The sequence below is a fragment of the Streptomyces sp. NPDC025784 genome, from assembly GCF_055558435.1.
The window spans coordinates 256062-270063 of record NZ_JBVHMN010000005.1; the positions used below are offsets into that span (position 1 = coordinate 256062).

12 protein-coding genes are annotated in these 14002 nt (G+C 67.1%); 8 read left to right on the forward strand and 4 right to left on the reverse strand.

From position 1 onward, the window contains the following. Window positions 1–12 precede the first annotated feature (12 nt). The gene (locus tag ACZ4IF_RS14625) at window positions 13–600 is read right to left on the reverse strand and encodes a TetR/AcrR family transcriptional regulator (RefSeq protein WP_467562753.1); all 588 of its coding nucleotides are present in this window, start codon (window positions 598–600) and stop codon (window positions 13–15) included. A gap of 36 nt (window positions 601–636) precedes the next feature. On the opposite strand from ACZ4IF_RS14625, the gene ACZ4IF_RS14630 reads away from it, so the two are divergent. Further along, the gene (locus ACZ4IF_RS14630; protein WP_467562755.1) at window positions 637–1947 is read left to right on the forward strand and encodes an MFS transporter; all 1311 of its coding nucleotides are present in this window, start codon (window positions 637–639) and stop codon (window positions 1945–1947) included. Between the two features lie 593 nt (window positions 1948–2540). On the opposite strand, the gene ACZ4IF_RS14635 is transcribed toward ACZ4IF_RS14630, so the two are convergent. Next, complete coding sequence (locus tag ACZ4IF_RS14635; protein WP_467562757.1) at window positions 2541–3446, reverse strand: NmrA family NAD(P)-binding protein; 906 nt, start codon at window positions 3444–3446, stop codon at window positions 2541–2543. A 520-nt stretch (window positions 3447–3966) separates the two neighbouring features. Between ACZ4IF_RS14635 and ACZ4IF_RS14640 the strand changes: the two genes are divergently transcribed. From ACZ4IF_RS14640 to ACZ4IF_RS14660, 5 genes are all read left to right on the forward strand, one after another. Further along, the gene (locus tag ACZ4IF_RS14640; RefSeq protein ID WP_467562759.1) at window positions 3967–5904 is read left to right on the forward strand and encodes an ATP-binding SpoIIE family protein phosphatase; all 1938 of its coding nucleotides are present in this window, start codon (window positions 3967–3969) and stop codon (window positions 5902–5904) included. 453 nt (window positions 5905–6357) lie between these two features. Then, window positions 6358–7539 carry an amidohydrolase family protein gene (locus ACZ4IF_RS14645; RefSeq protein WP_467562761.1) on the forward strand — a complete coding sequence of 394 codons (1182 nt, stop codon included), beginning with the start codon at window positions 6358–6360 and terminating at the stop codon, window positions 7537–7539. A gap of 355 nt (window positions 7540–7894) precedes the next feature. Continuing rightward, on the forward strand, window positions 7895–8527 hold the full coding sequence (locus ACZ4IF_RS14650) for an RNA polymerase sigma factor (protein WP_467562763.1): 633 nt from the start codon (window positions 7895–7897) through the stop codon (window positions 8525–8527). After that, the gene (locus ACZ4IF_RS14655) at window positions 8524–9654 is read left to right on the forward strand and encodes a CU044_5270 family protein (protein ID WP_467562765.1); all 1131 of its coding nucleotides are present in this window, start codon (window positions 8524–8526) and stop codon (window positions 9652–9654) included. Before ACZ4IF_RS14650 ends, ACZ4IF_RS14655 begins: the two co-directional genes overlap by 4 nt. Before the next feature lie 15 nt (window positions 9655–9669). Next, window positions 9670–9945, forward strand: a complete 276-nt coding sequence (locus tag ACZ4IF_RS14660; protein WP_467562767.1) for a hypothetical protein — start codon at window positions 9670–9672, stop codon at window positions 9943–9945. Window positions 9946–10214: 269 nt separating this feature from the next. Here the strand turns inward: ACZ4IF_RS14660 and ACZ4IF_RS14665 are convergent, their stop codons facing one another. Continuing rightward, a complete protein-coding gene (locus ACZ4IF_RS14665; RefSeq protein ID WP_359497702.1) occupies window positions 10215–10637 on the reverse strand; it encodes a hypothetical protein in 423 nt (140 codons plus the stop codon). A 368-nt stretch (window positions 10638–11005) separates the two neighbouring features. Next, complete coding sequence (locus tag ACZ4IF_RS14670) at window positions 11006–12169, reverse strand: NAD-dependent formate dehydrogenase (protein WP_467562769.1); 1164 nt, start codon at window positions 12167–12169, stop codon at window positions 11006–11008. Window positions 12170–12869: 700 nt separating this feature from the next. On the opposite strand from ACZ4IF_RS14670, the gene ACZ4IF_RS14675 reads away from it, so the two are divergent. Together ACZ4IF_RS14675 and ACZ4IF_RS14680 are read left to right on the forward strand one after the other, a co-directional pair. Beyond that, a complete protein-coding gene (locus ACZ4IF_RS14675; RefSeq protein WP_467562771.1) occupies window positions 12870–13148 on the forward strand; it encodes an FmdB family zinc ribbon protein in 279 nt (92 codons plus the stop codon). A 191-nt stretch (window positions 13149–13339) separates the two neighbouring features. After that, on the forward strand, window positions 13340–13978 hold the full coding sequence (locus ACZ4IF_RS14680) for an AmiS/UreI family transporter (protein WP_467562773.1): 639 nt from the start codon (window positions 13340–13342) through the stop codon (window positions 13976–13978). Window positions 13979–14002 lie beyond the last annotated feature (24 nt).

The following is a 14002-nucleotide window of genomic DNA, read 5'->3' on the forward strand; positions in this document are numbered from 1 at the left end:
AAGGGGCCCAGCTCAACCCTTCGCTTGCAGCACGTTTCGCGGCGAAGCCTGAAGCACCATCGCGGCGAGCTCCTTCGCGAGCCCGACCGCCCCTGGGTGTGCGTCGTGCTGCGCGTTGGCAACTGCACCGTCGTACAGCAGTCGCAGCCGGTCCGCCGTGTCGGCGGGGTCGACGAACCCGGCTTCCTCGGCGAGCGCACGGAACATGTCGGCGAGCCAGTCCCGGAAGGTGCGCAGCGCCTGGGCCTCTACGCTGCCGGGGGCCGCCTCGGCGTTCGCGTTCGCGAACGGGCAGCCGTTGTATCCGGGTGCACTGACCACGTCCTGCAGTGCGTCGAACACCGCGAGAATCTTCCCGACCGGATCGCCAAGCCCTTCCAGGTGTCGCGCCACCCGCTTCCGGCGACTCTCGTCGCGACCGGCGAGGTACGCGGCCACCAGGCCGTCCTTGTTCGAGAAGTTGTAGAAGAGCGAGCCCTTGGCCACCCCGGCTTCCTCGATCACCCGGTCGATGCCGACCGTGTGAACGCCCTCGGCATAGAAGAGCCGGTCGGCGGTTTCGAGGAGCCGCTGTCGGGCGGGCGTGCGCTTCGCGGTCACCCTTCGAGCGTATCAGACCGATCTGTCTAAATGAGGTTGGCATTCTTTGAACAGACCTGTCTAAACTGCCAGCCGGTTAGACGGATCTGTCTAAAGGAAGACTTGATGTCACGCACACTCTCGCCCACCACAGCGTTCGCCGGAGTCACCGCCGTCTTCGCGGCGTTTTTCCTCGCCGCCGGCGCCCCGACCCCCCTCCTCTCCCTTCGTCAGCAGGAGTGGGGCTTCTCAGCCGGCACGCTGACGTTCGCCTTCTCCGTGTACGCCATCGGCCTGCTCGCAGCGCTCTTGATCGGAGGCTCCCTGTCCGACCACGTCGGCCGACGCCCCGTCCTGCTCGCCGCGCTCTACGGAGAACTCGCGTCGATGATCGTCTTCCTGGTAGCGCCGGACATCACCTGGGTCATCGTCGCCCGTCTCGTCCAAGGGCTGGCCACGGGCCTCGCCACCAGCGCCTTCAGTGCGGCCATCGTCGAGCACGCCCCCGCTCACCGAAAGAAGCTCGCCGGAGGCCTCGCGGCCGCGTCCGTGGCTGGAGGCCTCGGCGTCGGCGCACTGCTGACCGGAGTGGCTGTCCAGTTCACCCGGTTCGCGAACACGCTCGTCTTCGGCATTCTCGCCGGGATCATGCTTCTCGCAATCGGCTTCGTGAGCTTCACCAGCGAGACGGCCACCAAGCGGCCGGGCGTCGGCCGCTCGCTCATACCGCGCATCAGCCTGCCGTCCCACATTCGCCGCGAGTTCTTCGGAGGGATCCCGGTCCACATCGCGGGCTGGATGTTCCCGGCGTTCTTCCTCGGCCTCTCGCCGGCCGTGCTCCGGCTCCACTTCGGGCTCCACGGCGGACTGGTCACCGGTTTCACGGCCTTCCTCGGCCCGTTCACCGCCGCGCTCTCAGGCTTCCTGTTCGGTCGCCATGCCCCACGCCGGAGCACGCTGACCGGCGTGAGCCTGGTGCTCGCCGGAATGGTCGTGGTGCTCGTCGGAGTCACGGGCACCTGGCTCCCGATCCTCTGGATCGGCGCCGTCGTCGGAGGCTTCGGCTTCGGCGGGGCCTTCGGCGGCAATGTGCGCCTGATCGCCCCGCACGTCCAGCCGCAGGAGCGTGCAGGAGTCTTCGCCGGCATCTACACCGTGGCGTATCTGTCCTTCGGGATCCCGGTCATCATCGCTGGTCAGCTCGCGCCGCGATGGGGACTCATCCGCACCTTCGAGTCGTATGCGGGTGTGGTGATCGCATTGGCCGCGATCAGCATCGTGGTTCAGGCCGCGCTCGCGCGGCGAGACGCCGCCACGCACCTCCAGGCACCGGTCGGCGCCTCCGTGCAGGAGCCAGTCCGCGGGTGAACGAACGCCGCGCCCGGGGCTTGTCCTCCGGGCATCGGGCGGGGAACGGATCGCCGTCAGGCGAGGCCTTCAGGTCAGACTGAGCTTCTTCGAGTCGGCCACTGGTCGGACGACGGACGAGGGCGCATGACGAACAAGGCTCCCGGACAGTCGAGCGAGAGATCTCACGTCTCAACTCGTCTGCCGAGGAGCCTTGTCGGTCACGGCCGGCGATCATCCCTGGCGCCGCCCACCGGGCGGCGGAGCAGGCTCCGCGGGCAATGCTGTCGACGCTGACGGAGTTCCTGGCCCGGTATCGCGCAGGTGCTGCGTCTTGTTCTCCTCGGTAGAGAGCGTGGCCCACACCATCGGGCTCTCGTGGCGCGATCCGAGATGAGCTCTTGAGCTCGTTCCGACAGCCAAAGCCCGTCAGCGAAGTTCCGACAGATCGCCGGCTTCCGCCCCGATCTCGAAAGCCCCGACTTCGGACGTCCTGCCCGCCGGGAACCCGGCGGGCAGGACCGGGACGAACCTCACGCTCCAGGCCCGCTGTGCGGCTGAAAGCAGATGGTGGCCGTGGCGTGTCCGGTGCACATCGTCGCGGGTGCCGGCACTCAGCCCAGGTAGAAATCGCGTCGGGCGGCCACATACGCCTCAATGGTCTGAGCAGGCACGCCGGTCACACGCTCGACGTCGCCAGAGATGCGGTCGTAGCGGTTTTCCTGGTGCAGTCGCCCCATCGTGAGAACGTGCTCTTCGATGTGTGCCGGCAGGCCGAGCTTGGAGAGCCCCTCGGCTCGCCACTTCTCCAATGACACGTCCACGTACGAGACGGGGCGCCCCAGTGCTCGCGTGAAGATCTCGGCCATCTCTGTCATGTCGACGGAGCGCGGCCCCGTCAGCTCGTACACCTTCCCGATGTGCGGTGCCGGTGCGGCGAGGACGGTCGCAACCACTCGGGCAACGTCGTGAACGGCGACGGGCGAGGTACGTCCGCTGCCGAACGGCAGAGCGATCGTGCCGTTCTCGCGGATCGACCGTGCCGCGATCGAGGTGAAGAGCGGATTGTCCAGGAACGAGGTCGGGCGGACATGCACCACGGGCAGCCCCGACCAGTTCAGCACCTGCTCTGCCAGCCAGTGCAGCCGCTGCTGGTGCGACTCCTCAGTGCTGGTCACCGTCATCTGCGACACAGTCATCTGTGACAAAGCCACCAGGGCGTCCAGCTCGCCGTGCTCCTTCGCCACGCTGGCCACCACAGTCGTGGCCAGCAGGTGGTCCTGTGACACGGGCATCGCGAAGTACATCCTGTCGACGCCTTCCAGCGCCGCCGCAACACTCTCCGGCCGGGTCAGGTCGCCCACGACGACCTCCGCCCCCAACTCGCGCAGCTCAGTCGCTCGATCACCGTCCCGGCGCACCATCACGCGCACCGGCACATCATCCGACCGCAACTGCTCAAGAACGGTACTACCCACACCGCCGGCGTTGGCGATGAGAACAAGCTTGCTGGAGCCCACTGATCAATCTCCTTGTGAGACAACGGAGGAAAGGCGTGAACGCATGTGATCCCGCCCTCCTGGCAGGGGAACGTCGAATGACCGACCTCGTCCGGACGGACCCGCTGCCGACCCGTTCCTGATCCCATGGAGCCCAGCAGGTTGTGGAGCGAAGCGGCCGAAAGTACCGCTGCCTCGTATCCGACGAGCACCGACCGGGACCTCGGCTCTTTACGCGGTGGCGTGCCAAGACATGCGGTTCGAGGTCCGCGTTCCCAGTTAGGAGTATATGCTCGTATTTGAAGTCTGCAACGGCTTCGCGAGACGAACACGGACCACCCCGTCGACCGGGCCGTCGATCACCGGCAAGTCCGCCTGAGCCGGCAGCCGGCACGTGACCCCCGAGAGCCCCGTCGACGCCGAACCGTGGACCTGCACAGCCCTCGCGCCCGGCGATCCACTATCGGATAATTACATATCACCCAATTCGCCTCAGATCGTCACCGGCTGTACCGCTCCTCATGCCGGAGGGAGCCGTTCCGTGACCCGCATCAGTTCAGCCGAGAGCCGACCATCAGCAGCTGGCGCAGGCCCTGACACGAGCTTGGCGGAATTGCTGCACGCCGCGGTCCGGGAAGCCTTGGCGCGGCTGGAGGCTGTGGCAGCCGCGATCTACTTCCTGGACAAGGAGCGCAACGAACTCACCCTCGCGATGGTCGCCGGCAGCCCCCCGTCCCTGTTCACCGTTCCGGGGCGCATATGTATGGATACTTCAGCTGCCTCTACGCGTGCGGTCGTCTCGGGAAAGGCGGCCGAGAACTTGGGAGCTCCGGAGCCCGGCGATCCTGATTCTGACGATGCAGACCAGGAGTACGTGCTGCCCTACCCGTATGCCGCCCTGTCGGCCCCTGCTACGGCCGGCAGTGCCCGCTTCGGCGCCATCACGGTCCTGCGCCTCGAGACCCGTCGCCCCTACGACGGGGGTGACCGCACCGAGCTTGAAGGCATCGCCTCCAGGCTGGCCGGGGCGCTCGCCGAACTCGTGGACACCCCGGCTCTCGCAGCCAGAGCGTTTCGCGGACGCCCTCTGTTCCTATCGCAAGGCCGGCCGTCGGATGCCGGATCAGATGCGTTCGACGGACCAGTTGCGGCTGAGGCCTACCTTCCTCTGCCAGGAACCAAAGAGCTCTTCAGCATCCCGGTCAGCCCGAGCACCCACGTCATCGGCGTCTGCTGTCTGCAGTTCCCCGGCCCTCGGGACTTCCCGCCCGAGGAAAGGGCAGTGCTGAGCATGATGGCCGGACTGCTGGGAGCCGCAGTGGAGCGAGTCGAGCTGGGGGCAAAGCAGCGTGAAATCGCCGAGTACCTCCAAACGGGACTCCTGCCATCGGCCCTGCCGGAGACGGAACGCCTGACCACCGCGGCCCGCTACCGGCCGGCCACGGCCACGTCCAAGGTGGGGGGTGACTGGTACGACGTGATCAGGCTGTCGGATGAACGGACCGTGCTGGTCGTCGGAGACGTAGAAGGTCATGCTCTGGAGAGCGCCGCCGTCATGGGTCAGGTACGCACCGCGGTGACCGCCTACGCGACTGAACGTCACCGCCCTGCGGTGGTACTCGACCGTGCCGGCCGGCTGCTTGCGCAGTTGGGTACGCATCTGATCGTGACCTGCTGTGTTGTCGCTCTGGACACGGTGGACGGTGCCGCAGAGGTGGCTTTGGCGGGTCACCCCGCCCCGCTGGTTCATCTGCCCGGCGGCAGCGTCGGCGCCCTGGACGCACCGGCCAACCTCCCCTTGGGTGTTTCCGCGCCGGACGGCTACCAAGGGCGCGAACACTCCGTCGAGCCCGGTTCCGTCCTGATGCTGTACTCCAACGGCCTGATCGACTGGAATTCGGACGACCCGGAGATCCGCGCACAGGCTCTGCTCGCCGCCGACAACGGAAAAGCCGACTCCGATCTTCAACGACTGGCCGACCGCATGCTCGCGGAAGGCTCCGCCACCCAGGAACGTCGCGATGACGCGGTCCTGCTCCTCGCCCGCTACGAGGGCGCCGGTACCGCCGACACGTCGCGGACGGGAAGCCTGCACATCCACCGTCGCGACCTGCAGGGTGTCAGGACGGCACGAACTTTCGTGGACCACCATCTGTCGTCCTGGGGTCTGGCAGAGCTGACAGACCCCCTTCAGCTGGTGATCTCCGAGATCGTCACCAACGCCCTCATCCACGCAGGCAGCGACGTTGACGTCCGCCTGCGAGCGTACGCGGATCACGTCCGGCTGGAAGTACGGGACTCCGACAGCAACCCACCGGTCCCTTCACCTCTCGCCTCCTCCGAGGAGTCCAACGCGGAAGCCGAACACGGCCGGGGCCTGCTCATCGTGGAGGCACTGGCCGAACCGTGGGACAGCTCCCCCAACGGACGGGGCAAGACGGTCTCTCTGAACATGCCGATTCCAGTGGATGAGCTCTGACGCCCACCCCACCGGCGGCCGGACCGTGCACGGCTGCCCGCGACCAAGCTGCACCACGAAGCCCTCGGCACGTCCGGTCGGCTCGATGACGAAGAGCTGATGGACCAGCTCGGCCACGATGTGGCCCGCAGCTACCTCAGTCCTGCCGGCCCACGCCCACTTCGCCGTGCCCGGCTGCCGATGCAACCCGTCACCGCCGTCCCGGTGTTGGGCCACTGCACACGGCACCGCATGCAACGCTGCCGGGCGACTCGGACGACATACACATGCGCATACACGTGAACGACAGTCGACGGTACACATGGACGACAGTCGACGCCCATACATTCATGACAGGTCACCGAAAACCGGGCCGGGTCGCATCAAGTCGGTTCCGTATGGGACCTGCATCGCAGGCAAGGAACGTGTGCGCGGGTCACCTCAAGCACACGTGCACCAAGAGGAGCAAGCAACGTGGATTCCTGCACGATACGTGCGGCGTCGATGTTCGACGGTCACAACATGTCCGGACCCACCACCGTCACCGTCACCGACGGCGTCATCAGGAATGTGGACACCACCGGCGCGCCACCCCCGTCGACCGACACCGTTGTTGATCTCGGCCCGGACTCCTGCCTTCTGCCTGGCCTCATAGACAGCCACGTACACCTCGCCTTCAACGCCGGCCCGGACCCCGTCTCCGCACTCGGAGAGACCGACGACGCCGAGCTGCTGACACAGATGAGGGCCGCCGCCCACTCCGCATTGCGCGCCGGAATCACGACCGTCAGAGACCTCGGCGACCGCAGCTACCTGGCTGTCGCTCTCGGCGAGGAATTCAGGCAGCAGCCCCACCTCGGGCCCGAGATCCTGGCCGCCGGACCTCCGCTCACCACACCCCTCGGCCACTGTCACTTCTTCGGCGGCGAGGTCGAGGGCACCGAAGCGCTTCGTCAGGCGGTACGCGAGCGGCACGCGCGTGGGTGCGCTGTCGTCAAGATCATGGCCAGCGGCGGGAACATGACCCCGGAATCGGCCGCACCGCACGTCTCGCAGTACAGCCTCGACGACCTACGCGTGGTGGTACAAGAAGCACACCGGCTGGGCCTGCGCGTGGCGGCCCACGCGCACGGCGTGACGGCCATCATGGAAGCCGTGGAGGCCGGCGTCGACACTCTCGAGCACGTGTCGTTCTTGACGGCCGCCGGGAGCAGGCCCGAGCCGGATTCGCTCGCGGCCGTCGCCGACAGCCAGAGTTTCGTCAGCCTGACCCTGGGGCGCGACCCGCGCCACCCCCTGCCGAACCATCCCGCCATGCTGTCCCAGATCGAGGTCCTCCTCGGCGCCTTCCGCGACCTGTACAAGCTGGGCGCCAAGATTGTCTTCGGCTCGGATGCCGGCATCGGCCCCTTCAAGCCGCACGACGTGCTTCCGTATGCCGTTGCGGATGCGGTTGATCTGGGGTTCTCTCCCCTCGACGCGCTTGCCTCCGTGACGAGCGTCGCGGCCGACGCCTGTGGGCTCGAGGGCCGGAAGGGACAGATCGCGATCGGCTCCGATGCCGACCTCCTGGCGGTGAGCGGCAACCCCGCCGTGGACCCGGCTTCGCTGCGCAACGTCCAGGCGGTCTTCCGTGCTGGTGTCCGAGTGCGCTGAACACCGCCCGCGACACCACGTCCCGTAGCGGCCGGCAGGAGGACGCGAGAGGCGGACACCCACCGATCACCCGCGTCAACAACCCTTCAGGTCAATACGTCCAGCGGCCGTCCCCCTGTCGTCCTGTTCCTCAGAATGTCGCCAGAACCGGTGGGTTACCATCACGCTCTTGAGGACCCGTCAGCAGCGGCCCGACCTCGCCGGTCAGCTGCGGGCCCTCGGCCTGCCAAGTTCCCACCGGTCACAACTGCGCTCTTCGCGAGCGGAGTTGCACCGCATTTCGCACAGCCCACGGGTGTGACCTGAGTCACGGAGATCTCGGGGAACCCGGTGTCGCGCGCGGACAGGATCAGATGTGGAACTTTCCCTGCGCGCCCGGCTGCGCTCCGGTGATCCGGACGCCTTCGGGTCGATATTCGACGAACATGCTCGGACGGTGCACCGGTACGCGGTCCGGGTCACCGGGAACTGGGCGACGGCCGAGGACGTGGTGTCGCTGACCTTCCTGGAGGCCTGGCGGCTGCGCGAGACGGTGCGGCCCGAAGGCGACGGCCTGCTCCCGTGGCTGCTGGGCATCGCCACCAATGTGCTGCGCAACATCACGCGGGCCGCTCGCCGTTACCAGGCCGCCCTCAGCCGTGTCCCGCCGCACGACGCCGCCCCGGACTTCGCCGACGAGGTCGTCGAGCGGATGGAGGACGCAGGGCGACTGGCCGCGGCGCAGCGGGCCCTGCGGCGGCTGCGGCGCAGCGAGCGGGAGGTGTTCGCGCTGTGCGTGTGGGCCGGCCTCGACTACACGGCGGCGGCCGAGGCACTGGACGTGCCGATCGGCACGATCCGCTCGCGCCTCTCCCGCGCCCGGCGCCGGTTGCGGCAATTGACCGACGAAGAGCTCGCTTCCGACAGGACGGAACCGGCGTCCCGTCCCGGACAGCAACAGGGTGGCCGCGAGATCGCGGCCCGGTCGATCCAGGAGCAGATCCGATGAACGCCAAGACGCCTCACGACGACGGCTTCGACGCAACAGAGTCCGCTGAGCGCGCGGACGCGGCCCGGCTGCTGCCGGTCCCAGGTGCCCGGGATCTGCCCGATGACCGCCTGCGCGTCCTCAAGGAGCACCTGATGAGCGAGATCCATACGTCAGTACCCGGGGTCGGCCCCGAGGCGGACGCCGTGGTGGCGCGGAAACGTCGAAGGAGGCGCTGGGTGCAGATCGTCGCTCCGCTTGCCGCGGCCGCCGTCGCGGCCGTGGTGCTCACCGCCGGCGTCGACCACCACGACCGGCACGCCGGCGCCGCGCAGCCGGCCCGCTCCAAGGCGTCGATGCTCCTGGAGAACGCCGCCGCCGTGGTCTCCCGCGACCCGGCCGTCGAGGTCGGCCACCACCAGTACGTGTACATCCGCAGCGTGTCCGCCGGGAGGGACAACCCCCTCCAGGCGAAGTGGACCGACAAGCACGGCCATGTGCACAAGCAGTACTCCAAGGTCGCTGGAAAACTCACGAAGTTGCAGACTCTTCGGGAGTGGATTCCGTGGTCGCGCAGCCAGGGCGGCGCCCAGGCGTACGGCGACGCGGCCCCCGAGCGCTTCGAGTTTCCCGGCCCCGGCGAGGGGACCGTCGGAGGCCCCGGGCACACGCAGAGCCCCTTCGAGGACCTGGCAGCCCTTCCGCGCGACCCGGCCGCGGCGCTTCGGGCGATCGAGGCCGACTGGCGAAGGCAGATGGACAACGCGGAGAACACCAAGGGGAACACGCGCCCCACCGTGAGCATGCCGTGGGTCTTCGAGTATCTCGGCGGAATGCTCCAGGAGTCCGTGGACCCGCAGACCACGGCGTTCCTCTACCGTGTCGCCGCCCAGATCCCCGGCACCACGGTGATCCCCGACGCGGTGGACGCCGTAGGCCGGCACGGTGTCGCGATCACCCTCGACGGTCAGGCCGAAGACCGGCAGGAGTGGATCTTCGACAAGTCCACGTACGCCTTCCTCGGCTTCCGCGATGTCACAAAGGAGGACACGGTGATCGGCAGGGCCGGCAGCGTGATCCAGACCACCGCGGTACTCCAGCGCGCCGTGGTGGACCGTGTGGGCGAAGAACCCCACAAGAGGCCCTGAGGAAATTCCTGGGCGATGTCGATGCAGGCGTCAACGGGGTCAATGTGCAGTGACGAGCCACGTGCACTGAGGCGTCGCTACACGGAGAACTACAGCCCGCTGGGTATGTGGTCGGTCCGGTTCAGGTCGTACGTCGCGACAATCGGGCGCGTCGTCGCAGTCGGGCCGAACTGGCTGTGGCCCCTGGGCTCGACCTTCATGGAGGCCGTGGCCTACGTGGTGGACGGCGATGGCGGCGCCGATCGTGCAGAACAGGCGGACTGGCTCACCAACTGGCTCCCCGGCAGGTGAGACGATCTTGCGGTGGCCGGTGTGATCACGGCGTCGGAACCGCCCTGACCGGCGGTGCTCCTGCCCCGGCGGGCCGAAGGTTCGGATCTTCAAGGCCATGAGGTCCGGACACTTGAAGATCCGCCGTGTACCGCGTCGACGCCCCATCCGACCAGGACTGCCCGTCCGGTACCTCTTCGGTACCGGCACCCTGGCGGCGGGGCGATCGGCCCCCTCATGGGACGGAACCGAAGAGGGCCGGAGTCACCCTCCGGCCCCGCTCCCGCCTGTCAGAGCTTTCCGCCGATCTCACATGCCTGGCACGGCGGCCGGCCGCAGGTGCACTGCGTGATGGCCTCGAGGACCTCACGGTCGTGGTACAGGCACTCGTCCTTGCAGGTGTGGCGCGGGATGAATCCCGCCGGGATCTCACCGGGCCACGGCTCGTGACCGTCCCTGCAGCGGACGAACCGCTCGGGATCGTTGGAGTGCAGGTCGTGCATGCTCGACCGCGCCTCGTCCTCCAGCTCCCGCACTCGCTCCACCAGGCTCTTCAGCTCGGCGGCGATGCTGGAGTACCGGTCGGCGCCGGTCCGAACGTGTGCGGCACGCAGTGCCATGGCTGCGTTGCCCAAAAATCGGCCGGCATCCTGAAGATCGGTCACGTGATGCATCTGAATGCCGTTCACGCCCCGTACCCACACGGCGTCCATGCTGCTCACTGATCCACCTTCCCGGCATTCGCCTTGGTCAACGTGCGAAACAGTATGCGCGGCGCCAGCGCCTCCGCATAGGAAAATCTGTCCATTAAGCACGCTAAAGGTCCCGATCGCTCCTAGCCAGCAGAATCGGAGTGAATCGGGTCACGAAAGGCATGGGCTCTCATCAGGCATGACACAGCCGAAGACCCATTGCGCCACGCATGGATCTTCGGCTGAATCTTCCAATGGATCTTCTGTTGATTTCTTGTCCACTGTCCGCCGACTGCTACCAGCCGGAATTGTTGGATTGCCGTCAGTCAGGAGCGGGACGAGCTGTCGCCGTCGCCCGGCGGTGACTGCGCCGTACCGACTCGCACCCGCTATCCGGCGACCGTGTAGGAGCGTGCTCCCGTTCCGGCAAGCCCTCCGCCGTCGACGATGAGGTACTCCGGGCGGATGGGGCGCCCGTCGAACCAGCATTCCAGGATCTCGCGGGTTCCGGCCGCGTACCGGGCCTGCGCGGAGAGCGTCGAACCGGATACGTGCGGAGTCATCGCCTCGAACGGCATGGTGCGCCAAGGATGATCGGGCGGTGGCGGCTGCGGGTACCAGACGTCGCCCGCGTAGCCGGCCAGCTGACCGCTGTTGAGGGCCGCCACCACGGCGTCCCGGTCGACGATGAGCGCGCGTGCGGTGTTGACGATGTACGAACCGCGCCTCATGACCCCGATCATCTCTTCGTCGAAGAGGTTCTGCGTCTGCGGGTGCAATGGCGCGTGGATCGACAGCACGTCGACCGAGGCCGCCAGCGAACGCGCGTCAGGATGCCAGGTCAGCCCGAGTTCTTCCTCGACCTCCCGAGGCAGCCGGTGCACGTCGGAGTAGTGCAGGTTCACCTCGAAGGGCTTGAGGCGGCGCAACACCGCCTGGCCGATGCGGCCGGAGCCGAGGACACCGACGTCCATGCCTTCGAGGTCGTAGGCGCGCGAGACGCTGTCGGCGATGTTCCAGCCCTTCTTGCCGGTCACCCAGTCGTGGGCGGGCACGAAGTTGTGCACCAGGATGAGGATCTGCATGACGGCGTGTTCGGACACGCTGATGCTGTTGCTGAAGGTCACCTCCGCCACGGTCATGCCGTGGGCGATCGCGCTCGGCAGGTCGACGTGGTCCGACCCGATCCCCGCGGTGATCGCGAGTTTGAGCCGGGGAGCGGAGGCGATCCGCTCGGCGGTCAGATAGGCGGGCCAGAAGGGCTGCGAGATGACCACATCGCTGTCGGGCAGCTCGCGGTCCAAAGTGGAGTCCGGTGGTTCCTTGTCACTGGTGACGACATAGGTGTCGCCTCGGTCTTCCAGGAAGCGTCGCAGTCCCAGTTCTCCCGAGACGCTGCCGAGGAGCTGCCCCGGAGTGAAATCCAGGCCTTGTGGGGTCGGCGTCGCCTGACCTCCCGGATAGCCGGTGATGGCCGGAATTTCGTCGCGGGCGTAGTCCGGAGGATAACCGTCCACGGGGTCGGGATAGAGCACCGCAAGGATCTTTGCCATGGTCGTCCTCCATCGGTGGTTCCGTTGTTCCGGCGAAACCGGTCGGGTACCGATGATCTTCAATTTTAATTGAGTCGACGGCTGTGTCGCAATCCCCGCACTCGTCGGGCGGTTGAGCCAATGGATAGGGATGCAGTCATTTCGATGAGGCCTGCGTCAGACGATCGGGCGACGGCGTCCGCAGAGCCGAACTCACCTGAGGGAGAGCCGAACCCGGCGGCAGAGCTGACGTTGTGCGCACGGATGGCGCCGGCCTGTGCCGGCCCTGCTGTCGCACCCGTCCGTGGGGTCGCCCGGAGTCTGCGCATCTCCGTGGGCACGGTCGGCAACGGCGGCGGCCGGTCTTGGTCGCGGCCCGACGGCTCGGTCGAGCGGCTCGACAGCTTGGCCGGTGAGGGGCGTTGCTCGCCGGGCGCCTACGCGGCCGGGCTGTCCGGAACGACCTGCCAGGCTCAACGACCCCGCCCCACCAGCAGTTGTCGCTTGTGAGAGCTCGTCAGGCGACTGAGCGGAGCGAAGTCACTACAGCCGATCAAGGGCCGGAAGCCGATCAGAGGCTTGCGGACACCTTCCCGGACTTGACACGCGGAATTGCGAGACGAATCCTTGAAGTTAGGAATCATGCTGTGGCATACGCCCGTCAGGGCGCGCCGCAACACACCAAGGTTGGCTGGCGTCCACCGAAACCCGGAGGCTGCTGATGGCCACCTACGAATATCTATGCAGCCGTTGCGGGCCGTTCGATGTGAAGCTGGAGATCGGGACGGCTCCCAAAGGTTACGGCTGCCCTGTCTGCGCCGCCATCGCGAGACGCGTGTTTTCCTCGCCCGGCCTCTCTCTGACCTCGAAGACGGTCGCCGCCCTCCATGTGCAGGAGGAGCAGGCGCGCGAGGCCCCGGCAGTAGTCTCCGAAGTGCCGCCACGCACGAAAGTGCCACGGCGCCCTCACCCCGCACTCTCGCGGTTGCCGCGTCCCTGAGGGCGGTGGTGGACAAGGCAGAACGTCTCGCACGACATCGAAACGACGTCGTCCCGTAGTGGTGCGCAGAATGCGGAATCACCTCACGCGGGCTCACAGCTGAGGCACATACGCGGCAGCTCATCAGCAGCCCGCAACGCAACAACTACGCGATTCCGCCCCGCCCACGCGGACCTAGGAGGTGCGTCCCCGTGGGAAACGTGGGACTGCTCTTTGTCGGTGCGGTGCTCTTCATGAACGGTTTGCTGCTCCTCGGGAAGGTGGATGCCCGGTCGGGAGCAGTGTTCAACCTCTTCGTAGGCGCACTGCAGGTACTGACGCCGACCTACCTCATCTTCACCGCGAACAACGACAACATGAAGATCCTGGCGGCATCCGGCATCTTCCTGTTCGGCTTCACCTACCTCTACGTAGGTATCGGCCTGCTCATCGGTCTCGACAGCAGCGGTGTCGGCTACTACTCGCTGTTCGTGGCGATTGTCGCCCTGGGGTACTCGTACGTCAGTTTCCGGCTCTTCAAGGACTACCCCTTCGGGGTCATCTGGCTCTACTGGGCCTTCCTGTGGTTCCTGTTCTTCTTGCTGCTCGGTCTCAAGATGGACAGCCTCAAGGTCTATACCGGTTGGGTCACGGCGATCGAAGGCTGGGTCACCGGCGTGATCCCGGCGGGCCTGCTGCTCTCCGGCTACTGGAAGCACCCCGACGAGACCGCCATCGCACTGGGCGCCTTCGGCGTGGTCGTGTTCGCGGCCCTGTGGCCTCTCACCCGGAAGACGCCCCGCGCCACCTCGCCCGCCCCGCCGGCCGGAAGCGTGGGCGCACCGACGTGACCGGATCAAAAGAATGAGGAGTTC